The sequence below is a fragment of the Methanoregula sp. genome (genome assembly GCF_041645475.1).
Classification (GTDB): Archaea; Halobacteriota; Methanomicrobia; order Methanomicrobiales; family Methanospirillaceae; genus Methanoregula.
The window spans coordinates 23,828-48,265 of the sequence record NZ_JBAZQA010000006.1 but is presented as its reverse complement, the minus strand read 5'-3'; the positions used below and the strand labels follow the sequence as shown (position 1 = coordinate 48,265).

At 55.3% G+C, this 24,438-nt stretch carries 19 protein-coding genes; 7 read left to right on the top strand and 12 right to left on the bottom strand.

Annotation, left to right across the window (positions count from 1 at the left end; all coding sequences use genetic code 11):
• Positions 1-18 precede the first annotated feature (18 nt).
• The 3 genes from WC598_RS06805 to WC598_RS06795 are packed head-to-tail and all read right to left on the bottom strand — an operon-like array spanning position 19 to position 3,399.
• On the bottom strand, positions 19-2,097 hold the full coding sequence (locus tag WC598_RS06805; RefSeq protein WP_372960725.1) for a DEAD/DEAH box helicase: 2,079 nt from the start codon (positions 2,095-2,097) through the stop codon (positions 19-21).
• A complete protein-coding gene (locus WC598_RS06800) occupies positions 2,094-2,903 on the bottom strand; it encodes a winged helix-turn-helix transcriptional regulator (RefSeq protein ID WP_372960724.1) in 810 nt (269 codons plus the stop codon). The genes WC598_RS06805 and WC598_RS06800 overlap by 4 nt, the downstream gene beginning before the upstream one ends.
• Entirely contained in the window at positions 2,887-3,399 is a 513-nt protein-coding gene (locus WC598_RS06795; protein WP_372960723.1) for an ArsR family transcriptional regulator, read from the bottom strand. Before WC598_RS06795 ends, WC598_RS06800 begins: the two co-directional genes overlap by 17 nt.
• Positions 3,400-3,456: 57 nt before the next feature.
• On the opposite strand from WC598_RS06795, the gene hypF reads away from it, so the two are divergent.
• A complete protein-coding gene (gene hypF / locus WC598_RS06790; protein ID WP_372960722.1) occupies positions 3,457-5,691 on the top strand; it encodes a carbamoyltransferase HypF in 2,235 nt (744 codons plus the stop codon).
• Between the two features lie 74 nt (positions 5,692-5,765).
• Positions 5,766-6,200, top strand: a complete 435-nt coding sequence (locus WC598_RS06785) for a primase-like DNA-binding domain-containing protein (protein WP_372960721.1) — start codon at positions 5,766-5,768, stop codon at positions 6,198-6,200.
• Positions 6,201-6,258: 58 nt separating this feature from the next.
• Here the strand turns inward: WC598_RS06785 and WC598_RS06780 are convergent, their stop codons facing one another.
• The 6 genes from WC598_RS06780 to WC598_RS06755 all read right to left on the bottom strand — a co-directional run bounded on the left by WC598_RS06780 (position 6,259) and on the right by WC598_RS06755 (position 11,784).
• The gene (locus WC598_RS06780) at positions 6,259-8,568 is read right to left on the bottom strand and encodes a PAS domain S-box protein (RefSeq protein WP_372960720.1); all 2,310 of its coding nucleotides are present in this window, start codon (positions 8,566-8,568) and stop codon (positions 6,259-6,261) included.
• A 284-nt stretch (positions 8,569-8,852) separates the two neighbouring features.
• Positions 8,853-9,158, bottom strand: a complete 306-nt coding sequence (rpl12p, locus tag WC598_RS06775) for a 50S ribosomal protein P1 (protein ID WP_372960719.1) — start codon at positions 9,156-9,158, stop codon at positions 8,853-8,855.
• Between the two features lie 28 nt (positions 9,159-9,186).
• Positions 9,187-10,035, bottom strand: coding sequence for a 50S ribosomal protein L10 (locus tag WC598_RS06770; RefSeq protein ID WP_372960718.1), 849 nt, complete (start codon positions 10,033-10,035; stop codon positions 9,187-9,189).
• Positions 10,035-10,679: a 50S ribosomal protein L1 gene (locus WC598_RS06765; RefSeq protein ID WP_372960717.1), complete on the bottom strand. Its 645-nt coding sequence runs from the start codon at positions 10,677-10,679 to the stop codon at positions 10,035-10,037. The genes WC598_RS06770 and WC598_RS06765 overlap by 1 nt, the downstream gene beginning before the upstream one ends.
• A 52-nt stretch (positions 10,680-10,731) precedes the next feature.
• Positions 10,732-11,208 (bottom strand): 50S ribosomal protein L11, encoded by a 477-nt coding sequence (locus WC598_RS06760; RefSeq protein WP_372960716.1) that lies wholly within the window; start codon positions 11,206-11,208, stop codon positions 10,732-10,734.
• A 90-nt stretch (positions 11,209-11,298) separates the two neighbouring features.
• A complete protein-coding gene (locus tag WC598_RS06755; protein WP_372960715.1) occupies positions 11,299-11,784 on the bottom strand; it encodes a hypothetical protein in 486 nt (161 codons plus the stop codon).
• Between the two features lie 190 nt (positions 11,785-11,974).
• Between WC598_RS06755 and WC598_RS06750 the strand changes: the two genes are divergently transcribed.
• The 4 genes from WC598_RS06750 (at position 11,975) to WC598_RS06735 (ending at position 18,740) form a co-directional block, all read left to right on the top strand.
• Positions 11,975-12,232 carry a hypothetical protein gene (locus WC598_RS06750; RefSeq protein ID WP_372960714.1) on the top strand — a complete coding sequence of 86 codons (258 nt, stop codon included), beginning with the start codon at positions 11,975-11,977 and terminating at the stop codon, positions 12,230-12,232.
• Positions 12,233-12,954: 722 nt separating this feature from the next.
• Entirely contained in the window at positions 12,955-17,271 is a 4,317-nt protein-coding gene (locus tag WC598_RS06745; RefSeq protein WP_372960713.1) for a PAS domain S-box protein, read from the top strand.
• 146 nt (positions 17,272-17,417) lie between these two features.
• Positions 17,418-17,975, top strand: coding sequence for a ferredoxin domain-containing protein (locus WC598_RS06740; protein WP_372960712.1), 558 nt, complete (start codon positions 17,418-17,420; stop codon positions 17,973-17,975).
• 270 nt (positions 17,976-18,245) lie between these two features.
• The gene (locus WC598_RS06735) at positions 18,246-18,740 is read left to right on the top strand and encodes an ROK family protein (protein ID WP_372960711.1); all 495 of its coding nucleotides are present in this window, start codon (positions 18,246-18,248) and stop codon (positions 18,738-18,740) included.
• 50 nt (positions 18,741-18,790) lie between these two features.
• Here the strand turns inward: WC598_RS06735 and WC598_RS06730 are convergent, their stop codons facing one another.
• The 3 genes from WC598_RS06730 to WC598_RS06720 all read right to left on the bottom strand — a co-directional run bounded on the left by WC598_RS06730 (position 18,791) and on the right by WC598_RS06720 (position 22,981).
• Entirely contained in the window at positions 18,791-19,342 is a 552-nt protein-coding gene (locus WC598_RS06730; protein WP_372960710.1) for a GNAT family N-acetyltransferase, read from the bottom strand.
• A gap of 230 nt (positions 19,343-19,572) precedes the next feature.
• On the bottom strand, positions 19,573-22,212 hold the full coding sequence (locus WC598_RS06725; protein ID WP_372960709.1) for a PGF-pre-PGF domain-containing protein: 2,640 nt from the start codon (positions 22,210-22,212) through the stop codon (positions 19,573-19,575).
• Positions 22,213-22,564: 352 nt separating this feature from the next.
• Positions 22,565-22,981, bottom strand: a complete 417-nt coding sequence (locus tag WC598_RS06720) for a nuclear transport factor 2 family protein (RefSeq protein ID WP_372960708.1) — start codon at positions 22,979-22,981, stop codon at positions 22,565-22,567.
• A 157-nt stretch (positions 22,982-23,138) separates the two neighbouring features.
• On the opposite strand from WC598_RS06720, the gene WC598_RS06715 reads away from it, so the two are divergent.
• Positions 23,139-24,332 carry a M24 family metallopeptidase gene (locus WC598_RS06715; protein WP_372960707.1) on the top strand — a complete coding sequence of 398 codons (1,194 nt, stop codon included), beginning with the start codon at positions 23,139-23,141 and terminating at the stop codon, positions 24,330-24,332.
• Positions 24,333-24,438 lie beyond the last annotated feature (106 nt).

The window sequence follows — 24,438 nt, the reverse complement described above, 5'->3', positions numbered from 1 at the left end:
CAGGGCAATTCCGGGCCTTCATCTTCGCCGGCTTTTCTGGTGCCCTTTATCCTTGTCCTTTGCTTTTGCCGGGGACTCTTTCTCCTTGTGCACGGCCTCGCTTTCCAGTTCCGCGATGATATCCACCGGATCTTTCATGGTCTTGGTGAGCCGGAGGATCTCAAGCAGCCGCTCCATACCGATGAAGTGCTCCGCCATCACCTTTGCAAGCGGGGTCATGACCAGTTTCGTGCCACGCTTCTCCACGAGTTTATGGGCCATAAGCTCCGGCAGCACCGGTTCCATGCTGCCGACCATGAGCCCGTTGATCCGGTTGAGATCGGCCTCCTCGCCATCACAGGCAATGGCATTGGCCACGTACTCTTCGGAGCTCGCTTCCAGGTCGTGTACCGGTGCAACCTCCTCCATCTCACCCTTGAGGAGCCGGATGGCCACCTCTTCTTCGGTAAAGGGATTCTCCCTGGAATACGAACCGCCCGGTTCAGCGAGGATGACCACGCGGCCGAGGTCATGGAAATCCGGCCTGCCGGCCCTCCCGCCCATCTGGTTGAATTCCTGTACCGAGAGCCAGTCCCGGCCCATGGCCAGGGCATCAAAGATCACCTGCGAGGCAGGGAAATCCACACCAGCACCGAGTGCCGCGGTGGTGACAACGGCCATCAGTTTCCCATTCAGGAAACGGGTTTCCACATCCCTGCGTTCAACGGCGGAGAGCCCCGCATGGTACGCAGCCGCACGTATGCCGAGAGCATCGGCAATCGTATGGCACCGGGCCCGGGCATTGGTGAAGATGATCGTCTGGCCGCGGAACCCTTTGGAGGACGTCCGCTTGTACTCGTCGGTCGTCATCTGCTTGATGGTCGGGATCTTCTGCTTGCGCTCAACAAAGAGCAGGTAGCGTTCGAGCCCCACCGGGCGGTCGGCATACCGGACCAGCGTGCAGTTCAGTTTCTTGGCCAGCACCTTGGGCGACCCGATCGTTGCCGAGAGATAGAGGAACTGGGCCTGCGGGCAAAGGTATTTGAGCCGGGCGATCATCCCGTCAAGCCGGTGGCCCCGGTCCTTGTCCTCGAGCATCTGGACCTCGTCGATCACGACCGTTGCGATGTTCTTCATCTTCTGGCCGCACCGGATCATGTTGTCCACTCCCTCGTACGTCCCGACAATGATCGGCGCCTGGGGGTTCCTGTCCCCGACCTTGCGGGTGTCGGGGAGGTTGAGTCGGGAAACACCGGTCAGGAGTCCCGTCTTTGCCAGTTTCCCGTACCGGTCGGTGAACCGCTCGTACTTCTGGTTTGCGAGAGCAACGAGCGGGACCAGGAAGAGCGTCCTGCCCCGGCCTTCGAGATAGTTCTTGAGCCCGGCCATCTCGCCGATGAACGTCTTGCCGCTCGCGGTTGCCGCCACCACGAGCAGGTCTTTTCCATAAAGCAGGCCGGCTTCAACCGCAAGCTGCTGGGCAGGCATCAGCTGCTTGACCCCGCAGGCCTCGATGAACGGCCGGGGCAGGGGCAGCTCGTTGATGGGAGCGGTGACCATGACCGGGTGGGCCTCGAGCTTGTCGAAGAGGGCCGAGGCCATCGTGATCTTCTCGGGCATGAGCGTTGCCAGCACCCGGTCCAGGTTCCGGAACTGGAGAAGGAGTTTTTCCAGGTGGGTGATCCCTTCTCTCCCGAGCCTGCCGATATGCGAGACCTCCCGCCGTAGCTCCCGCCTCCCGCAATCAAGGCAGATCCGCTCCCCTTTGCCAAACGTCACGGCATTCTCGTCATTTATCGGGGTGACCTTGTCGTCCAGCAGGCACATGCGGCAGGCATCGATAGTCCCGGTCCGGACCTGGAACGCACCCAGGAACTCAGAGAACTGCTTGTCCGGTTTGACCAGCAGCACCGTGGATTCCCGGAGCTGGGCAATGAGTTCCTTTGAGGGGGTGTGCTTGTACTCTTTCTTTCCCCCCCACCGGACGCGGTACTTGGTGGGGCGGGGCCCCCGGGGTGTCTCCATCAGCTCGACAAAACCGGCGCCCCGTGTATTTTTACCATCAAAAAAGATGAGCTTGTAGGAGCCCCCTTTCTGGAGCTGGACAATAATGTTCATGGCGCAATCAGGTCGTGGATCACGTAGGTGAGCTCCACGCTCTCGAGCCTCTTCAAAAAGTCCGTGAACTCTTCATCAACGATCACAATCGCGCAGTCTATCCCGTGAAACGCGGCCTCGATCACGCCTTCCCTTGCGCCAAAGAACATGTCGGGTTTGCGCCCTGCGGCATTCAGGGCGATGTAAGCTTCAAGGCCGACTGCCGCCACCATGCCGGCTTTGGAACATATCTCCAGCATCTCCTCTCTCCGGATCCGCCGTGATCCCCCGTACAGCACCCGGGGAACCTTGCAGACATGAACTTTTCCTTCCTTGTGCTCGATGATCCCGTTGAGCCGGGAAACACCGACGTCCTCGCCTTTTTTCGTGTCGGCAATGACCGAGCCCGTTGCGGCCAGGGCTTTTTTACCGGCATAGAGGAAACCCTCTTTCATGAAGACGCCAACCTCGTCGCCCTTTTTTACGTCTTCGGCGGCAATCGCAGTCCAGACCGAGACCTGCTGGATGATGTCGCGCCGGATGTGCCGGGCATAGGATTCGAGCGACTCCGCATTCTCGAGCACCCACTCGATGCCGGACTTCGTCACCTCGTAGTTGCCCCGGCCGCTCGCGTCGACCATCCCCTCGTCAACCAGTTCGCGGATATATTCCGAGATCGCCTGCGGGGTAACTCCCAGCTTCTCGGCAATCTCCTGCTGCCGGACTGCCGGCTGGTGCTCGGCAATCTCAACGAGAATCTGCAGGCGCGAGACTTCGCGTTTGCTGCGCAGAATAGAATAGAGGGGATCTTTAGCGCCCGGTGTCAAGCAGCACCAGTCCCTGTCCCTTGACGTCCATGTGGGTTATCCTCTTCGCAAGCCCCTTGATGAAGATCGGACTGACACTGAACTTCCTTGACAGGTCGTTGATGGAACTGTTGCCTTTCCCGAGTTCGCCCTCGATCTGTTCGACCACCTGCCGGAGGTTTTCGTCGTTTGAGAGCGAGATATACAGGATGTCGGAGAGGTCCGAGAGATTGCACTGGAAATTCGCACGGAACTTGTTATAGGTGGCTCGGAACTCTTTCTCCGGTTTGGCGCCGGGCTTGGGCATCCGCCACTGCTCTTCCACAAGGTTGCCCTTCTTGAGGATCTGGAGACATAGGGATACGCAGTCGCCATCCACCTGCGCCCGGATCTCGTCTTCGGTCAGCCACGATTTGTTCAATAGTTCATAGACCTTCTTAAACGAAGGATCGTTGAACGTCATCAGGAGAGGAACTAGCTCTACGGGATCATTTACAATTCGAATATGGCCCGGCACAATGAAAACCCTATAATTATATCGCTCTGGGCATCAATAAAATTTTGCGACAAAACCATGGAGAAAAAGGGCAAAATTACCGTTCGGGGCATTGTCCAGGGGGTCGGGTTTCGCCCTTTCGTCTATGCACAGGCATGCGCTCTTAAGATCGCCGGCACCGTAAAGAATCTCGGCAGCGAAGTGGAGATTATTGCCCGGGGCGAGAACTTCGACGCGTTTGCAAAAGCGGTCTCACGGGGACCGCCGATGTCACGGATCGATTCGGTAGTCATCGCGGAAACAGCCGCGGAAATTCAAGACGGCTTTCTCATCCTTGCCAGCGGAGCGGGCACGTTCTCGGGCATGATCCCGCCGGATATTGCGATCTGCGATGATTGTGTTGCCGATATCTCCCGGCCTGGCGGGAGATACGAGAAGTACTGGGCCACGTCCTGCGTGAACTGCGGGCCCCGGTACAGCATCATCAACGATATCCCGTACGACCGCGAACGGACCGCAATGGCGGAGTTCCCGATGTGCCCGGCCTGTGCCGGGGAATACCAAAACCCCGGCTGCCGGCGCCATCATGCCCAGACGATCACCTGCGGGAGCTGCGGACCGGAACTCAGTCTCTTTGACCGGCTTGGCCATACGGTTGACTGCAAGGATCCGGTTGAAGCAGCGGCAGGACTTCTTGACAGGGGGAAGGTCCTGGCGATCCGGGGTATCGGCGGGTTCCACCTTGTCTGCATCGAGGAGTCGGCAGATCTCCTCAAGCACCGGCTCGGCCGGATCGAGCAGCCGTTTGCCATCATGGTGCACCCGGACCACCTCGATGCACTGGCACATGTCAGCGATGCGGACCGGCGCCTGCTTAAAGGACCCATCCACCCCATTCTTGTCCTGGAGAAACGCGACCCGACAGCCCATGCCACCATCAGCAACCTCCATACCCTCGGGTGCATGCTCCCCTACACGGGCCTCCACCACCTCCTCTTCTCCCACCTTAAGCACCCGCTCCTGATCATGACGAGCGCCAACATGCCGGGTTACCCGATGATCACGGAAACCGATGTGGCCATGGCCAGACTGAACCGGGACGCGGACTTCTTCTTGACCCACAACCGGACGATCGTGAACCGGGTCGATGACTCAGTGATGCGGGACGGCTACATCATCCGGCTCTCCCGGGGCATTGCCCCGAAGAGGACCGCCATCGATCTCGGGAACCCCTGTATCCTTGCAGTAGGCCCCGAACTGAACGCGAATGCAACGATCTACAAAAACGGCTTTGCGGTGACATCGCCCCACGTGGGCAACGTGCGGAACCCGCCAACACTCGCGTATCTTGAGGAGACCGTCAGGAACGTGGGACGACTGCTTGGTGCAAAGTACGATGTCGTTGCCCACGACCTCCACCCCCAGTTCCTCTCCACCCGCTTTGCCCGCGAGATCGCGGCGGACAGCGGGCTCGAACTCATCCCCGTCCAGCATCACCGGGCCCACATTGCCGCTGCGACAACGGAGCCGTGCGTGGGTATTGCCATCGATGGCGTGGGATACGGCGATGACGGCAGCGTCTGGGGATGCGAGATCTTCTCCGGGCAGGTGCCGGACTTACAGCGCGTTGCCCATCTCGAACCGATGGCAATGCCGGGCGGGGACCTTGCCACCCGGTTCCCGGAGCGGATGCTCTACGGGATCCTGCCGGATGAAGAGATCCTTTCGCTTCTGGCCCGGCGCGGCTGGTCGGATATTGAGCTCGGCGTGCTCAGGAGGCAGGTAGCATCCGGGTTCAACGTGACGAAGACAACGAGCACCGGCCGGGTTCTGGACGCAGCGAGCGCCCTGCTCGGGATCTGCCGGGAGAAGACGTACGACGGCGAACCGGCCATGAAACTGGAAGCAGCCGCCGCCAGGGGGACAGCGGAAGCGTGGGATCTCTCCTTCTCGGTGCAGGACGGGTGCGAAGTTCTCTCTTCCCGCAGCCTGATAGAGACCGCACTGGCCAGGATGCCGAAGGAACCGGACCCGGACCGTCGGGCGATCCACTCGATCGCCGCCGCCTTCCAGTACAACCTGGCCCGGGGCATTGCCCGCATGGCAATCCACGCAGCCGGACGGGACGGGCACCGGACCGTCGCGGTCAGCGGGGGGGTTGCCTACAACCACGCGATCCGCGAGACGATCCGACGGGAGATCGAGGCAGTGGGATTAACCTGCTGTATCAATGCCGGGTACCCGCTCGGGGACGGCTGCGTCTCGTTCGGGCAGTGCGTATATGCGGGAAAACTGCTGGAGCAGCGTTCCTGAAGTATTTTTGCCATACAATTGCTGTACAGGCGAGCAATTTATCAGTGCCAACGGATAAATGGAACAGCAGGAAAATGGAGCCGGCTGACCCGCATCCCGACAATGAGCTGAACAAAGAGCAAAAACTCAAAAATCTCGAACTTGAGCTCAACGATCTCCGCCAGGGACTCACTCTTGTCGCCGACTATTACCAGGATCTCGAAAAAGCTTCGCGGCAGCAGGACGCGATGGGGACCATTGACGAGGAACTCTTAAAGCCCCTCGTGGATGATGACCTGGAGTTTGAGGGCATCTGGAAGTTCCACGAGGAGATCCTGGTTGCCGATCCATCCGCCCGGGTTCCCTGCACGCAGATGTACGAGGCATTCCTTCGGTTCTGCGAGGCAACCGGGCGGCAGGCTGTGGAGCGGGAGGCCTTCGAGTTTGTCTTCTCCCGGATGGAGAATCCCGAACCGGCCTGCGACCGGGGCGAGTGGACCGGCTACCGGCTTCGTTCCACTCTGTCGTAAGATTTGGTGACATTGCAATAATCCCGTCCCATCAGATTCCGGAGACAGAAACCCGGCACTACTCCCTGCACCAGTGCAGTCCCGTTTTACCACCCTTCCGGGCAGAGAGATCGATCACAACTCCCCGGTACCCGTCCGGCTTCTGGTTCTTCTGCAGGGTATCGAGCACAACAAGGGCCGGAAAGACCGTCCCGTCACTGCGGACAAGACGGAATTCGCTTGCGGGTGCCGGGCCGGTCTGCAATGCTTCCTGCATGCAGCCCCGCAACCGGTCGTGCTGCAGCGGATCAATGAGCAGGAATGCATCGATTCCCCGCACGATCTCCTCCGCCGGATATCCCAGGGTTTTTCGGGCACAGCGGTTGGCATAGGTAATCCTGTAGCCGGTGTCCATCTCGAACACTATGTGGGGGAGGGATTCCAGGAACCCCCGGTAATTGCATTCGCTGTCGGAAAGAGCCGACTCCGCCTTCACGCGGTCCGTGATATCATGGAGAATTCCTTCAACCCCGCCAAATCCACCGTCTTCGGTATAATACACGTGGCTCGATGCCGAAACGATAACGGGGTCCCCGTTCCGGCGTTTTAAGGTTATGCGGAACTCCTCAACCTTGCCCTTCTCCAGGATCCGGGCCAGGAACTGGTCACGTTCAGAGGGCGATAAATAAAACGTTTCCCGGATATTCCTGCCGAGAACCTCCTGGATATCCATATACCCGAACTGATGCGCAAATGAGGGGCTGATCAGGATGAGGTTTCCCGCAGCATCCGTCCGGTAAAAAGCATCCTGGATATTTTCAATGATCGAGCGGTAGTCCTTCTCACTCTTCTTCAATGCATCTTCCGTGCGTTTGCGGTCGGTGATATCGACTAGGGTGGCAAGGCCGGCCATTGTCCCACCGAACTGGATCTTCCCGACCGAGATATCAGCCCAGCGGACCTCACCGGATTTCGTGAGGTACTTCACCTCGTACTGGCTCGGCACGTCCTCGCCGCGGAGCCGGGCAAGCCCCCGGGTCCGGAGGAGCTCCTGACAGTCGGGATGGATGCCATCCCAGAAATTCATGGTGGTGAGTTCTTCCTTGGAACGCCCGGTCACCCGGGACGTATAGTCGTTCACGTACACGTCATGGTTCCCCTGGAACACGATGATGGAGACAGGAATCGTTTCTGCGAGCACCCGGAACTTCTCCTCGCTCTCGCGAAGCGCTGCCTCTGCAGTTTTACGCTCCGTAATATCGATGAGAACACCGTTCCACAGGGTACTGCCATCGGGCCGCCGCTTCTCCGGAATTGAGCGCCCGAATATCCACATGATCCGGCCCCGGATCGTTGCCCGGAACTCCATCTGCCAGGGCTCCATGCTCACTGCCGATTGGGCGATAGTCCTGTTCATCTCGGCAAGGTCTTCAGGAACGATCCTGGTAAAAACAAGGTCCGGGATCTTCATGGACTCACTGGGATCCAGATCGAAGATCTCGCTCCATCGTCCGCTGATGAACGGGAACCGGTATTTCCCATCGGCCATGAGTTCGAACTGGAAGATAACCCCGGGAAGGTTCTGGCCGAGATCCCGCAGACGTTTGTTGCTCGCTGCAAGAGATTCTTCGGCAGTCTTCCGGTCCGTGATATCCTTGCCAACCGACTGGTAGCCGACAAGGGTTCCCGCCGGGTCAAAGATAGCCCGGTCACTCCACCATTGCCACCGCATGCTTCCATCGGACATGATGACCCGGTGTTCCAGTTCCGCCGAGGGATGATCCGGCGTGAGGGCTGCAAAATGGGCACGGACCAGGTCACGTTCCCCCTCGGGAATCCGGGGGTGGAACGAATGGCCGAGGATCTCCTGGCGCGGCCTGCCAAAATACCGGCAGTAGGCCTCGTTGACAAAGAGGTGGGTTCCATCCGGACGGAACCGGGTGATGAACTCGGTCTGGGTCTCGACCACCTCGCGATACCTCCGCTCGCTCTCTTCCAGGGCAATGTCAGCGTTTCGCCGGTGAACTGCCTGACGGATCTTGTGAGCCAGCTCGGCAAACTGGGACTCGGACTCGCCGCCTTTCTGGAGGTAAAAATCCGCCCCGCGGTTGAGGGCGAGGATGACAACCTCTTCCCGGCCCCGGCCGGTGAACAGGATGAAGGGGATCTGCCCGAACTCCTGGCGGACCCGTCCGAGGAACTCAATGCCGTCCATCTCAGGCATCTGGTAATCGGAGATGACTGCATCGAAATGGACCGTCCGCAGCAGATCGAGGGCCGCAGATGCGGATTCCTGCAACACTACGTTAAAGTCCCCGGTCATTTCAAGGAATATCTTCCCGATTTCTAAAAGACCAGGTTCGTCATCGACATACAGAACTTTGATCATTGCTGCCACATACGATGATCAAAAGGGTATACCGTTCCCTAAAATACATTCCGGTCTGCCGTTCAGAACAACGGGAAACCGGCAGATAACGTACAATTCGATCCATTTTCCAGACAAATGAATGGGTGGCGTTATTGGGAGAAGAGATCAGAGAATTGCTCCTGCCACATTGCTTTTTTTGGAAGATTCTCACATCATTAAAAAGGTCAGACCGGCCAGCCGCTCTGCTCTCCGATCAATAATGGAAAACCGTGTGTTTGTACCTGAGAAGAGAAAAAAAAAGATTAGCCGAACAGGGCACCAAGCCCTGCCATGCCGCTCTCTTCGTCTTCCTTCTTGTGCTCTTCCTTTGGCTCTTCCTTGGCGGGTGCTGCGTGGCCTGCTGCTGCGGGTGCTGCAACTGCGACCGGTGCTGCGGCTGCTGCCTTGATTGCGTCCTCAATGTTGACGCCTTCAAGAGCTGCAATGAGTGCCTTGACACGGGATTCGTTAACTGCTACACCTGCGGCGGTAAGGACTGCCTTGACGCCGTTCTCGTCTACCTTCTTGCCTGCTTTGTGCAGGAGAAGTGCTGCATAGATATACTCCATCTTAATTCACCTCAAATATTCCAAATGATTATTTCACCAGGTTTGAAATAACCTGGCCTTCTCTGTACGCTTTACCGATAATCGCATCGACAACGTCTTTCTCGTAGATTGCGGCTTCGATTGCAACGCCGCGTGCATCCCTGACAGCCTTGGTCAGGAGTGCATCCATCGAGTCTTTCGTCGGGATCGCTGCCTCGAGAGAGAGGGCGAATGCCTGCCTGCCTGCAAGCGCGATCTGTCCAAGGAGGACCGTTTCATCAATCGAAAGCACCGACGGTTCGTAGATGCTGCCATCATGGAACGCTGCCTGCAGTGCAAGACCAACGTCCATAGGCTTGATGTCGAGCTTGGCGAGCACCGTGGCGAGTTTTGCCGAGATGACGCCGCCCTTCTTGACAACCGTCTTGGTCTCTTTGATCCTGACCTTGCCGCCTTCGATTGCTGCGGGGATGCCTGCCTGCTGGAGCTCACCGACAATCGGGCCCGGCTTGAAGCTGGTCGGACCGCTCGGGATGACGATATCTTCCGGTGCTTTCTCACCGGCTTTTGCCGACATCTTGGTCTTGGTCTTTTCCAGCTGCTTGAAGAGCTTGAACGGGTTGTCGTTGGTGAAGATGATCGCCGAGTGACCGGAGATGTACTGCGAGAGGTTCTTGGTCTCTCCGCCGATCTCCTCGAACGCGTGCTTGATTAAGGTGTTCCTCGTCACCTTGATGACAGCCTTTCCGCGGAGGTTCCGGCGGATCTGCTGCACCTGCTGTGCGGGGATACCGTACATGTCGACAAGCCCGATGAGCTTGTACTGTTTTGCGTTCTTCTTGATGTCTGCGACCTCGTCCTTCTTCCATGCGGGAAGGTGGTGGGTATATAACGCCATTATTCCAGCCTCACTGCGGGACCCATCGTGGTCTTGACGAAGATGGAGCGGACGTTCAGCGGACCCTGTTCAAGAACAGACTCGATCCTCTTGACGATCGTCTCGATGTTTTCAGCAACCTGTTCCGGCTTCATGGAAGTTGAACCGACCTTACTGGAGAAGACCGTTTTATCCTTGGTACGGATCTTCACCGAGTTGCGGAGACGCTCGACAATCGGGCGGATATCCTGCCCGCCGACAATCGGCATCGGCATCCTGCCCCGCGGACCGAGCCGGGGACCTAAATACCGTCCGACACCGGGCATAACCGCGGTTTCTGCAAGGAAGTACCGGTAAGAACTGGCAACTTTCCGTGCTTCGCGGGGTGCACCGCCGAGACGTTCAACTTCTTCAGGGCCGATGATCAGGTCGACTTTGGCATCCTTTGCCTGCGTTACGATATCGCCTTTCCCGATGACACAGATACCGATCTTTTCACCGGTGCCGTGGGGGAGCATTATCGTCTCGTCGATACGATTTTTCGGCTGCGCCATATCGATATTCTTGAGATTGATGGTAATATCGATGCTCTCAGAGAACTTACGCTCTGGCGCTTTCTCAATCGCCGTTTTTACGGCTTCCAAAATTTTGGCCCTATCAACCATCAGATTCCTCCATAGTTCTGCGACCTTTCGATCTCCTATGGTTTTCTCCTGTTTATTTCACGAGAGCACTGTCGTACTTGCCTTCATTGATGAGGGCGAAGACATCCTTTGCCTTCTTGCCGTCAATCGTAACTCCCATGCTGACGCACGTGCCGACGACTTCCTTTACGGCAGTCTTCAGCTCGTAGGAGAGCATGCCTTCGAGTTTCATGTTGGCAATTCTGACAGCGGCCTCGAATGGCAGATTACCTGCCACTTTGACGTTGGGCTCTCCGGAACCTTTCTCGATACCGGCCTCTTTCTTGATGAGTGCCGTTGTCGGGGGTATACCGACTGTCAGCGTGAAGTTCTTCTTTGCGTCGACTTCGATCTTGACCGGGACCTGCATTCCGTTGAATGAGGCGGTCTTCTTGTTGATCTCATCGACTACAGCCTTCACGTTGATACCGAGTGGTCCCAGCGATGGTCCTAATGGTGGACCTGCTGTTGCCCTTCCGCCGGGTACTAAAACCTCGACCACTTCTGCCATAGTCTTTGCACCATGCCGTCCCGTATTTGCGGGTTCCGAGCCTGGGTCTGTAAATATTGATGGGAAAGGAAATAAAGGTGATCGTAACTATCAAGGGCTGTACGGATTATACGGGTAATACAGTGGCTCGTTGTTATAAAGGAAAGTACGGGTAATTCCGATTTGGGGATTGTTCTTGGATGTGATATTCACGGTATAGAAATTATACGGGAGGATTTCGGGCTTTTTAAGGGTAAAATTCCAGGAATACCCATTCCCATCATGAGCCACGGGAATCGTGGAACTCACCACCTTACCGGAATCTGAGGATACCGTGAGGAGGAGCCGTTCGTCCGGCCCGTTGCCGGTATTCACCTGGCCTGAAAGCAGAAGTGCATTTGAATTGGGATCGTTCTCCGGGAGGTTCAGGGTCAGGTTGGGTTGAGGGAGACCGTTCACTATAAAAACACTGCCGTTCAACACGAGACCATCTCTCCCGCTAGCAGAAAGGATATACTCGTGGTCTGCCTGGAATCCATGCTGCGATGTATTGACATCCCACGACCAGGAACTGATGCCGCAAGGCCCTTCGATCACGGGAACCGTATCGCCGAACCCACCGCAACAGGTACGAACCTGTCCCTCGCAACCCGCGGAGGATTTGGGGCATGGTATGAATTCACCGCTATAAATCTGTAATTGTATCGTTTCCCCCCGTGGAAGGTTCGTAGTCCCATCGAACGTGATGTTTTCACCGATATAATTATGGGAAACAGGGCTGATCAGGATGAACGGTTCTCCGGCTCCTGATGAGAATGAGCCGTTGCTCTTCCCGGAGCATTGGACAGAGGGCCGTGTTGTTATGGATGGATCTATCGTCATTGGCAGTGCTGATGACGGAGAGACATTGATAATGCCTCCGGAACCGGACGGGATGTGCTCTGAGGATACGCATCCGGTTGCCAGCAGGATACTGAAGAGAATAATCAAGAGAGAAAATATTTTCCTGGACAACGTCATGGGCACACCGGAACGGTTCCAATGATCACGTCAACTCATGTAAAGAAAAATATTTTGTATTTTATCTAATGTAATCCATCCAACATCCGGTTTTTTGAGATCGTGCGGGCAGATCCCTGCCACTATGGCATATCCTCACGGGGAGTGTGAATTGTCATATCGACTCCCACGCCCAGCGGGGCCCCGACGAAGCATCGCGCCGATCCCCATCAGCGGGGGACAAACTCACTCCATGTGGAAAGGTCAGGGAGTACCCCCAATCCGGGGCCAAAATGACCTCCGTTACCCCACTTTTTTCACCCGTACGACACTATATCGTCAAAAAATGACACAGTAGTTTTGAGATACGTTCATTTTGGCTTCTGTTAAGGATATAAATGGCTTTTCCGTGCCCGGAAATTGAGGGCGATAACACTAATACAGCAACGGTTAATCCGGAAAACATCCTGTACTGCCGTACGGGAAACCACGGAAAATCACCCAGCAAAAAGACGCCCATAGATACGGCCGGTGGGCAGATCGGATGCCAGTACGGGTTACAGGACAGGGAAAGGGCAATCCGCGATCTTCATTTCACGTCGGAGGAGGGCCCCGGGGCGGATACCGGACGGGTCACCGCGAAAATTCTTCGTCGGAGAATGAAGTCATGGGGAACACCAGAACCGATGTCCTCCCAGAGATCCAGGGAAATATGCTTATTAACAACCTGTGTAACAATATCCCATTGCCATACGCGGATAAGGTATCATGTATACCGTTCTCTATGTTGATGATGAGCAGGATCTTCTGGACCTTGGAAAGATGTTTCTTGAACGATCCGGAACGATTGCCGTAGAGACCGCCATCTCGGCAGATGAGGGCATCCGGACAATCAAAAAAACTGCAATCGACTGCATTGTTTCCGATTACCAGATGCCGGAAATGAACGGCCTCGATTTCTTGAAAATATTAAGGAAAGAAAACAGCGTAATCCCGTTTATCCTCTTCACCGGCCGGGGACGCGAGGAGGTTGTCATCGAAGCGGTGAACAGCGGGGTTGATTTCTACCTCCAGAAGGGAGGTGATCCCACTGCACAGTTCGTAGAACTGGAGCATAAGATCAAACTTGCCATAGAACGCCGGCATACAGAGGATGCGCTGAAGGAATCCCGGCAGAGAATGACCGACATCATCGACCACCTGCCTGACGCCACTTTTGCTATCGACCTTGACGGGAAAGTTATCACATGGAACCGGGCTATGGAGGAGATGACCGGCGTAAAAAAAGAGGAGATCCTGGGAACAGGGGATCACGCCTATGCCATCCCGTTCTATGGAACAAGAAGACCCATCCTGCTCGATCTTGTTTTGCGGCAGGAGGATGAGACCTGGAAAAAGTATCCCCATATCACCAGAAAGGACAACAAGCTGGTCTCGGAGATCTTCATCCCCATTCTCTATTGCGGAAAAGGGGCCTATCTCTGGTTTATTGCATCCCCGCTCTATGACACGCACGGCACCGTCATCGGGGCAATCGAATCCATCCGGGATATCACGGACCGGAAGATGACGGAGAATGAACTGAGGGCTGCATATGAACAGATCACTGCAGCAGAAGAAGAACTCCGGGAGCAGTTCGATCAGCTCAAAAAGAGCGAGGACGCGCTCCGCGTGAGTGAAGCAGATTATCGCAGCATCCTTGAAAATATTCAGGATGCTTACTACCGGAGCGACGCTGCGGGAAATCTTATCCTGGCAAGCCCATCGGCAGCGCACCTGCTCGGGTTCAATTCGGCATCAGACCTGCTCGGGAAAAATATTGCACAATCTCTCTATTACAATCCGGAAGAACGCTCCAGACTCCTCGCTGAATTAACCAGCAAAGGATCGGTCACTGATTACGAAGTGACGTTGAGAAGGCGGGATGGAACTCCGGTACTGGTTTCTACAAGCAGCCACCGGTACTATGATCCTTCCGGCAATTTCCTTGGGGTAGAGGGGATCTTCAGGGATATTACCGGACGAAAGCTCGCGGAAGATGCACTGAGAGATAGCGAAGAACGCATCAGGACCATGATCGAGCAGTCCCCGCTGAGCGTGCAGGTTTTGTCACCGGATGGCCGGACCGTGCAGGTCAATCGTGCCTTTGAGGAACTCTGGGGGCTGACCCTTGAGAATCTGAAGGACTACAATATGCTCACGGATGAACAGATCACCAGCCTTGGAATAATGCCCTATATAAAGAAGGGATTTTCCGGAGAGGTATCGGTGATTCCCGCGGTGTACTATGATACGAGCCCGGTTATAGGAGCCGGGCGAAAACGGTGGGTACTGGGTCATATCTACCCGGTCCGGGATGCAACCGGGACCATCCGCAACGTCATCATCGTGCATGAAGATATCACCGAACGCAAACGGGCAGAAGATGCGCTCCGTGAGAGTGAGCGTAAATTCCGGGCAATATTTGACCAGACGTTCCAGTTCATCGGTCTCCTGACACCGGATGGCACGCTTATTGAAGTGAACCATACCGCATTGAAATTCAGCAGGACAGAAGAATCCGCGATATTAGGTAAACCATACTGGGAAACGCCGTGGTGGACACATTCCGTGAAGCTGCAGGAAAAACTTCGCAAAGCAATACTTGATGCAGCAAACGGGGAATTCGTGCGGTTTGAAGCGACACACAGAGCTGCTGACGGCAGTCTGCATTATGTCGATTTCTCACTAAAACCAGTGAAGGATGAAAAGGGTCATGTCATTCTTCTAATTCCGGAAGGAAGGGACATCTCCGAACGCAAAAAGATGGAGGATTCACTCAGGGAAAATGAAGAGAAATACCGCTCTCTTGTGAATAACCTTAATGTGGGGGTGTACCGGACCACTGCAGAATTTCCGGGCAGGTGGCTATGGGCAAACCCGGCATTTGTCAGGATATTCGGGTATGATTCTTTATCAGAATGCCAGGAACACCCGGTCACGGATTTCTATGCCACTATCGAAGAGCGGGATAAATTCGTTCGGGATCTCACGACCAATGGCTTTGTCAGGGATCATACACTGCAACTGAAAAAGAAAGACGGTACGATCATCTGGGTGTCAGTCAATGCAAAGACTAAGAAGAACCCGGATGGAACGATTGCCTGGATTGACGGGATTTGTGACGATATTACCGCATTAAAGGAGGCAGAAGAGAGGGCCAGGAGGTACCAGCTCGATATGTCACAGGCCATCGATTATCTGCCTGATGCCACCTTTATCATCGACCGGAAGGGCACGGTTCTTGCATGGAACCGGGCAATTGAAGAGATGACCGGGGTCCGTGCCAAGGATATCATCGGCAGGGGGGAATACGAATATGCCATCCCGTTTTACGGCCACCGCCGTCCGATCCTGATCGATCTCATCTTTGCACCAGAGAATGAGTTGGAGAAAGGAGATTACCTTGAGATCCAACGGACCGGGGAGATCCTTTCTGTCGAGGCTCCAAATCCGATACTGAAAGGAAAACCTTCGGTTGTAAGGGCTTCGGCCGCCCCCATATATGACGAACAAGGGAACGTTGCCGGTGCTATCGAAACACTCACGGATATTACCGAGCTGAAACGGGTCCAGGAAGATCTCAGGGCGTCTGATAACAGGTACCGGACCATATTCGAGAACACCGGGACTGCTGCCGTCCTCATTGATGAGAATACCAAAATAGCCATTGCCAATGCTGAATTCAAGCGGATGTCTGGATATTCGGGAGAGGAAATTGAGGGTAAAAAGAGCTGGACGGAATTTGTGGTAAAAGAGGATCTGGAAAGGATGCTTGCCCAGCATCGCATGCGGCGGGAAAAGCATGAGACAGCCCTGAGACAATACGAGTTCCGGTTTGTCACGAAAACCGGTAAGATACTCAATATATTCCTGACCATCGATACCATTCCCGGAACGAGAAGTTCCGTCGCCTCTCTTGAGAATATTACCGAACGCAAACAGGCCGAAGAAGCATTAAAGGAGAGTGAGGCGCGTCTGAATTCTATTGTACATGGTTCACCCATGCTGCAATTTGTCATCGATAAAGATCACCGGGTTTTTTCCTGGAACAGGGCACTCGAGGAGTACAGTGGGATAAAAGCCGAAGATGTCGTGGGTACAAGCGATCAGTGGAAGGCATTTTACGAGACAAAACGGCCAGTTCTCGCCGACCTGCTGGTAGCCGGAGAGACTGAACTGCTCCCCGTATGGTTCCAGGGTAAGTTCAATAAATCCCTCTTTGTCGAAGGAGCTTACGAAGCTACCGATTTCTTCCCGAAAATGGGGGTCGGGGGAAAATGGCTTTATTTTACCGCTTCGCCAATCCGGGATGCAAAGGGTATGATTATCGGTGCAGTGGAAACACTCGAAGATATCACCGAACGCAAACGGGCAGAAGAAGGACGGAACCTGGCGTTCAGAAAAATGAACCTCCTCTCCAGTATCACACGTCATGATATCAGGAACCAACTCACCGCCCTCTCGGGATATCTTGCATTATCCAGCGAATCTCTTGGGAATCCGGCCCGCACATCTGAACTCATCAACAAGGAGAGGCGGATCACGGACACCATTGCCCACCTGATCAATTTCACCAGGGACTATGAGGATATGGGTATGAAGGATCCCGCATGGCAGAATGTCCATGCAGTGATCGGTAACCTTATTCCTCTTCTTCCGATGCAGGATATCCGTGTTGAGGCCGGTGATCCAACCCTGGAGGTGTTCGCTGATCCCCTCATGGAGAAGGTCTTCTACAACCTTATCGACAATGCCCTCCGGTATGGAGGGAATCAGATGACCACTATCCGGATCTCATCGTACAAAACCGGTGATGGGGTTGTTATAGTATTCGCGGATGATGGTGCAGGAATAGCCGATCAGGATAAATCACGCCTCTTCGAGAAGGGATTCGGTAAAAATACCGGCCTTGGGCTTTTTCTTTCCCGGGAGATCCTGGGGATAACCGGCATTACCATCATTGAGAACGGTGAACCGGGCAAAGGTGCGCGATTCGAGATGGCGGTTCCTGAGGGGGCATACCGGTTCAATAGCGGGACATAAGTGTTCTTTTGTTAACAGGATTGTTCATACGTTTGTTCGATCTCCTGGTGGGGGGAGACTTGTCAGGACATCATATTCACCGGAAACAGATGATTACACTTCTGTTACTCGCCGTTTTTATACGTCCCGTGTCGTAATACTTCGATATGTCTGCTGAAACCGAAGCAGTAAAAACTGTAGCCGGGCTCATGGCCCTTGCTGCACGAACCGCACCGAAAGCCGTGGGGCTCGACTCGATCACAATCGAGATCATTACCGGTAAAGACCAGGAGAAGATCGCTGAGAAGATGATCGCGATCGCAGAAGAGAAAGGAATGGATTTCTTCCGGACCAACGGCGAACAGGTCAGGGCAAGCGATGCGCTGGTTCTCATCGGGGTCAGCGGTACAAAACCGCTCGGGCTCAACTGCGGCGGGTGCGGGTATGCGACCTGCGACGCAATGGCCAAAGCCTGCACTGAAGCCAAGTCCCACAGGACCGATTATGCAGGACCGAACTGTATCTTCAAGGTAACCGACCTCGGCATCGCGGTCGGTTCCGCAGTCAAGACGGCAAGCATCCACAATGCGGATAACCGGATCATGTACAGCGCCGGCATTGCTGCAATGAAACTGGGGATCATCAAGGGTTGCAGCATTGTGTATGGCATCCCCCTCAAGGCCTCGGGACAGAACATCTTCTTCGCTGCCCCAATCGAGCACTAAAACCGGGTTGATCCGGCCAGGCCGGGGGAAGAGTTCATCCCTATTTTTCAGGTATGTGTAGAGTGGGCAGCTTCACAAAACCCTGTGGGTATGTTCCGGGTAATGTTCTATCGCCCAGCCGCAGGCAGGGGCAGGGATCGGCAGGAGCGCAAGGCCTGCTGGGGTCAGGGGGCACTCAACCCCCGTAGTGAGTCTTCTGGATTAGCCCCAGCCAGATCTTAAATAGCATTTTGCGCAAACGAACAATAAAAGGGAGGGACAGATTTGGCGATGAAGACACCCCGACTTGTTACAACGGTCTCGATCCTCACGCGAAGGCTGAAGGAGGGAAAGACTTACGAGGATTTCCGCAGAGCATGGTTTCATACCACGGGCTTTGGAGTCGCAGGCGATGAGAAGGAGGGAAGTGGCAACCGCATGTTCTCGATGATCAACATATTTGACCCGCGTGAAATCATTGTCATAGGGTTTTCAACCACCACGTTTGCGCAGCTTGAGGCTGCGCTTGATATTGACGTGAAAGTCAGGGGTGAGAACCCGCTCGACGAAGTCATTGAGCCCGGGATCGGCAGGAAATTCTGCGCCATGGTTGCGGAGGACGATTTTTCTCCCGCGGGAATCATCCCTTTCAAACCGGCAACGGTCGGGGGCAGGGAGACCGATATGGCAGAGTTTGCAAAGACTCTGCAGGTTCTGCAGGGCCTTTTCACCGCTGCATCAGAGAGGCGGGATGAGGTCAACAAGGCACGAAAGAAAAAGAGCTGATCCTGTCATCAGTTCCTTCTTTTCCCCATGTGACAGAATGTTGCGGGATTTCAGCGACCGTGGGGGGCATATTCCGCGGCAAGCATCCCATAATACCGGGTTGACCGCCAGTGGTCCCGGAGCCAGACATGCTCGCGAATCGTACCCTCGTACGTAAGACCGCCTTTCTCCAGAACATGGGCTGATGCATGGTTCAGCTCGTCGCACTTCCCGTACACCCGGTGGAGGGACAGGGTCTCAAAGCCAAACGCGAGGAGCGCCCGGAGAATCTCTGATGCGTACCCGTTCTTCCAGTAGGCCGGCAGCAGGATGCACCCGACCTCTGCGGTGCCTGGCTGATCAGGATCGATCTCGATGAACGAGAGGCCGGCGAATTCTCCTGTGGACGGAATCCGGGCCGCAAGAATGTAGTCCATCCGGTCAACCTGCAAGGATTCGTCCATGGCATGCTGCAGGAACCCGAGAACCTGCTCGTTGTTCTCAAGCCAGATCAGGACATATCTCATCACAGCGGAATCGCCTGCTATCCGCTGGACATTCGCGAGATCCTCATCGGTCAGATTTTCTAAGATCAGTCGCTCGGTTTTCAGGGAAAAAACCATCGCAATTCTCCGCAGGGAATACCCGTATACCTGTTTCGCTTCAAAAGGGTGAAATCTTTTTGCACCAATAATCCAGAGCGGTCACAGCAACCGGATTCCGGCGGGGTTTCCAGAAACATTCCGGAAAAGATTCCATGGCTCCCGTATCAGGAGGGGACGGTTATTCTCTATCGTTTCGCTCATGGACACATGGAAAAAGGTGCAGGGGCCCGGCTGCCATTCAATCAGTTTTATTTTTCAAAGAGCGCCGGGTTCTGCCGGCGTATCCACCAGCGCCGGATGAGGAAAATACCGACGGCGAGGATCACAATCGCTGCAACGGCAAGAGCGATGGTTGCAAACGGGAGATCTGGCGATGGCAGAACCGCCAGCGGGGCCGTAGTCCCGGTAACAACCGGAACGGACGTTGTCGAAGACACCTTGATACCAGGAGTTCCGGTACCGGTTGCCCCTGCCAGATCGCCCAGGATCTGTACGGTTCGCTGCGGGGTTACGTTCTGTCCGGGTTGCGTACTGTTGAGCTGACCGGTAATGGCAAACCGCGAGAACCCGGATCCTTCCGCAGTATAATACGCCTCCCCATCGCGTATTTCCATGAGGGTCGTGGGAAGAGCCTCCCACATCTTCCCGTCATGGTGATAGAGGACAATCTCCTGCGGGGTAAGGTAATGTTCGAAAATCCACGAGAGCGGGACAACAAAGACGATCTTCGCATCGGTTATCTCGGTGAAACGGGCCGGGGAAACATCTACGTACTCATAGACAATTCCCGGGGGCGGGGGAACGCCCGTCCCGGGCCCGTCCGCTTCAGTTGCGGTTATGACGGTGTCTTTTACTTCAACGCCGGTCACTTCCACCCGGACGATGGGAGTCCGGCCGATCTGGCCGACATTCACCGAAATCGTGGACACCGTCTTCTGCAGCGGGGATTTTGCTACGTGTTGCACGGGAGCCGGACCATCCGATCCACCATCGGGGCGGGGTGTCGGGGTGGGTGCAGGTGTCGTAAAGACATAGGCCTTCCCCTGGCCGATCTTGCCGGAAACAGTAGCGTTTTCAGCCCCGGTAACAATGGTGCTCCCGTTTGCTGCAATGGAAAAGCCAAAAAGACCGCTCTCTTCCCGATCAGAGGCCTGCAGGATCTGCTCCTGCCCCCAGTTGTCGGCACCATCAAGGTTTTGGGAGAAGAGGTAGGCCTTGCCTGTAGAAACCGCGTCGGAATCCGCAACGGGTGCCCCGACAACTGCCCGGATCCCGCTGACCGCTACAGCATAACCGAACCTGTCGCCTCCCATTTTATCCGAAGCGGTAAGGTTCTTCACCAGACCCCAGTTGTTGAGTCCGCCCGTATCCTTTGAAAAGACGTAGGCCTCACCCGTGTTGCTGCCGGAAACGCTGCTTCCGAAGGCTCCGATAACCGCGGTACTCCCGTCCACTGCCACCGAATTGCCAAACATTGCGTCAGCTTCGCCATCCGGCGCGGTGAGACCGGTCACCTGACCCCAGTTACCACTACCTCCCATATCCTTTGAAAAGACATAGGCCTTCCCCTGCCCGGTCTTGCCGGAAACCGTGGTATTGTCCGCACCTATTACGGCCGTTACTCCGGAGATGGAAACGGACTTGCCGAAATTATCGCCAAAAGTCCTGTCCGAGGCATTGAGGATTGCAACCTGACCCCATGTATCCAGACCGCCCTTATCCCGGGAAAAGAGGTAGGCCTGTCCCTGATTCGTGGAGCCGGCACCGGCATCTGCATGCGGGGCCCCAACGATAACAGTAGTTCCTTCAATATCAACCGAAGTACCGAAGTACGCACCCGCAGCCTTATCCGAGGCAGTAAGGATCTTCACTTCACTCCAGTTGTTGGCACCCAGATAATCCTGGTAAAAAACATAGACCTGACCCGTATGATCGGAACCCGCACAGATTCCCCCGACAACAGCAGTACTCCCGTCTACTGCCACGGACTGGCCAAAACAGTCGCCACTTGCCCCGTCAGAAGCATTGAGGATCTTTATCTGACCCCAGTTACCGGTACCACCATAGTTCATTGAAAAAACATAGGCCTGACCCTTATCCGTACTATCGATATCTGCATTGGGAGCCCCGACAATCACGGTATCACCGCTCACATCGATGGAAGTACCGAAATGATCCTCGACTTTCCCATCCGAGGAGGTCAGGATCTTTGCCTGCGTGACCATAGGGTCGATCGTGACCGGGTAACGAGCGCCAGTGTCATCAACCTCCCAGGTGAGGACGGTTCCCGAGAGGAGCATCCGGGTCGGGAGAACCCGGCCGGCAGTATCCCGGGCAATCAGGCCTGAATACTTAAATACCGGGCCATCCCGGCCTGAAAAGAGGAGTGTCTGCCACTCGAGGGACGGGGTAAGATCCCCGGAGAGGCCATACAAGACCTGCACCCTGCCATCGCCTTCGGGGCGGGCTAAGAGGGTCATGCCCTGCTCAATTCCGTCATCGCGGTTCAGGTACCATTCTGTATACCCGGTCCGCCGGATCTCAAGCACCCGCCCGTCTGCACCAATAACGCCGGGGTTGGCCGGCACGGGCCGGGTGTCCCTGCCAACTGCAGCAAGCTGCATTCCGAATGAGCCGTTTCTGCAGGTGAGCGTAATGTCCCCGTTCACGGTTACCCGGATAGTGGTATCCTGGCCGGCATTTTCTGCCATCCAGTTGCCGGATCCCACATTATACCGGAAGATATGCCGGGCCTCCGGCAAGTTCAGATCAGAATTCCCGGAGGTAATGAACAATCCTGGAATCCCCGCCGTATCCGGAAGGGATACCATCCCGGCGGACACCGGGGCAATGAGGAAGACCAGCGCAAGAATAACGGACAGACGCATAATCCATGACGGGCAAGGAGGATTATGCCTGCACATCATCGTTAGCCGGTCCTGGATGGAAAAACCGTTGGGGTTCCTGCTCGGGGTCATCGGTACGTATCAATCCTGGTTGTAGTGCACGAAAAACCGGATAAGAGCCGAATTTTTTTTTAATTTGCTCTTAATCCCTGCGAAAGGATTTTCCGGACTTAGTAGGTGAAGTTTTTTACGAGATTATATATGTATTGAAATATTTCTGGCGACCCACCCGTGAATTCTCAAAGGATCTCAACCAGTAGATCTCATTATGGATGTGGTTCGATCTTTGGGATATGATTCATGACGGGGGGAGCGAATATTCCGGACCGTTAAATTACCGGATTTGCACGGGTTCGTTCTCATCCAACAGGTTCTGCACGAGCGCCGAGTCGAGATACGCCCTGACCTCAACAATCTGCCCCGATTCAAACCTGCAGATCCAGCAGTACCGGTTGCTAAAGGGCTTCCCGTTGAGTGCTGTCGAGAGCGCTTCCAGTTCAACAGCTGCGGTGTCACCGCTTACAAGGATACCGGTGACCCGCAGCAGCACGCCTTCCTTAAGAACCTTGTTCAGCCGCCGGAAGGTGCTGGCAAGGAAGGTGTCCTTGTCATGGTACGTGCCTGCGAGCGGGTGGGTTCCCATCACGGTCCAGTTCACATCCCGGGCCACATACCGGAAAAATGAATCCGTATTTCCCTGTTCAAGGTTTGTGAAGAGCGAACGAACGTAATCGGGAGTAATGAGGTGCATAGACAGACTCCGTTTATGAATGAATAGTTTTTATTCCCTGGATGAAATGAAGGTTGTTGTTCGGGCTTCTTATTCGGATGCGTTCCCAGCGAATGCAGGAATCTGAAAGCCGGGCCAAACCACCAGTTATTAGGAGCGGCAACCCAATAGTAAGGATATGCAGGCAAAGGTCCCGCAGAGCGAACTCAAGGAGAGACTCCGGAGGTTCTATGCCCGGATGGATGAGACTCATCCGGCATGGGAACTTGCAATCATCTCCAGTAAAGTCAACCTCTACTATTTTACCGGAACAATCCAGGACGCCATCCTCGTCATTCCCCGTAACGGGGAAGCCGTCCTCTGGGTGCGCCGGAGCCATTCGCGTGCAGTGGACGACTCACATTTCCCCCAGATCCGGCCAATGCAGAGTTACCGGAATGCGGCAGAGGCACTTGCCTCGATTCCCAAAACCGTACATATCGAAAAAGAACAGATCACCCTTGCAATGTGCCAGCGGCTGCGCAGGCACTTTCCGTTTGATCAGGTCGTGGGAATCGACGATGTAGTGGCATATATCCGTTCGATCAAGAGCCTGTATGAGCGGGAACTCATGGAACGGGCAGGCACCATCCACCGCCGGGTTCTCGAGGACCTTGCCCCGGATATCCTCCGGGAGGGAATGAGCGAAGCAGATTTTTCCAGCGAACTCTACTCAGTCATGATGAGGGAAGGACATCACGGCATTGTTCGCTTCGGCATGTCAGAAGCGGAATTCATCCACGGGCTGACCAACTTTGGCGAGAGTTCTATCTATCCGACATTTCTCGACAGTCCCGGAGGGAATGCCGGAATGTCGCCCGCGGTTCCGCTGCTCGGGAGCCGGGAGCGGAAGCTGAAGAAAGGGGATCTCGTCTTCTGCGATATCGGCTGCGGGTACCACGGGTATCATACCGACAAGACCATGACATACGTATTCTGCGGATCCCTGCCGGACGAGGCTGTTGCTGTCCACGAGCAGTGCGTAGACATCCTGGATGCCATTGTACCGCTCCTCCGGCCCGGTGCAGTCCCTTCGGAGATCTACCGGACCATCACCGACAGTCTCGAACCCGCATTCCTGGAGAATTTTATGGGTTACGGGAAACGGAAAGTGCAGTTCCTCGGCCACGGGATCGGTCTTGAGATTGCGGAGAACCCTGTAATCGCCAAAGGATTTGACGAGCCCGTCAAAGAGGGGATGGTCTTTGCCCTCGAACCCAAGAAGGGGATTAAGGGGATCGGGATGGTTGGTACCGAGAACACGTTCCTGGTCACCCCCAACGGCGGACGAAGCATCACCGGCTCTCACCCGGGCCTGATGCCGGTCGGGTAAAGGGCCCGGTATCCGGGGTACCGCGGGGGATTCGTTCCAGAAAAAAATCAGCAGATCCCGGGATATATCCCAGGATGAAAACAACATCAATAAACGATCAGGAGGA

Excerpts from the sequence above, each read along its gene's own strand:
- WC598_RS06715 (WP_372960707.1), top strand. The coding sequence starts at position 23,139 with ATGCAGGCAAAGGTCCCGCAGAGCGAACTCAAGGAGAGACTCCGGAGG.
- WC598_RS06720 (WP_372960708.1), bottom strand. The coding sequence starts at position 22,981 with ATGCACCTCATTACTCCCGATTACGTTCGTTCGCTCTTCACAAACCTT.
- WC598_RS06765 (WP_372960717.1), bottom strand. The coding sequence starts at position 10,679 with ATGGTTGATAGGGCCAAAATTTTGGAAGCCGTAAAAACGGCGATTGAG.
- WC598_RS06730 (WP_372960710.1), bottom strand. The coding sequence starts at position 19,342 with ATGGTTTTTTCCCTGAAAACCGAGCGACTGATCTTAGAAAATCTGACC.
- WC598_RS06760 (WP_372960716.1), bottom strand. The coding sequence starts at position 11,208 with ATGGCAGAAGTGGTCGAGGTTTTAGTACCCGGCGGAAGGGCAACAGCA.
- WC598_RS06750 (WP_372960714.1), top strand. The coding sequence starts at position 11,975 with ATGAACGGTTCTCCGGCTCCTGATGAGAATGAGCCGTTGCTCTTCCCG.
- WC598_RS06725 (WP_372960709.1), bottom strand. The coding sequence starts at position 22,212 with ATGCGTCTGTCCGTTATTCTTGCGCTGGTCTTCCTCATTGCCCCGGTG.
- WC598_RS06785 (WP_372960721.1), top strand. The coding sequence starts at position 5,766 with ATGGAGCCGGCTGACCCGCATCCCGACAATGAGCTGAACAAAGAGCAA.
- WC598_RS06745 (WP_372960713.1), top strand. The coding sequence starts at position 12,955 with ATGTATACCGTTCTCTATGTTGATGATGAGCAGGATCTTCTGGACCTT.
- WC598_RS06740 (WP_372960712.1), top strand. The coding sequence starts at position 17,418 with ATGTCTGCTGAAACCGAAGCAGTAAAAACTGTAGCCGGGCTCATGGCC.
- WC598_RS06805 (WP_372960725.1), bottom strand. The coding sequence starts at position 2,097 with ATGAACATTATTGTCCAGCTCCAGAAAGGGGGCTCCTACAAGCTCATC.
- WC598_RS06780 (WP_372960720.1), bottom strand. The coding sequence starts at position 8,568 with ATGATCAAAGTTCTGTATGTCGATGACGAACCTGGTCTTTTAGAAATC.
- WC598_RS06770 (WP_372960718.1), bottom strand. The coding sequence starts at position 10,035 with ATGGCGTTATATACCCACCACCTTCCCGCATGGAAGAAGGACGAGGTC.
- WC598_RS06735 (WP_372960711.1), top strand. The coding sequence starts at position 18,246 with ATGAAGACACCCCGACTTGTTACAACGGTCTCGATCCTCACGCGAAGG.
- hypF (WP_372960722.1), top strand. The coding sequence starts at position 3,457 with ATGGAGAAAAAGGGCAAAATTACCGTTCGGGGCATTGTCCAGGGGGTC.
- rpl12p (WP_372960719.1), bottom strand. The coding sequence starts at position 9,158 with ATGGAGTATATCTATGCAGCACTTCTCCTGCACAAAGCAGGCAAGAAG.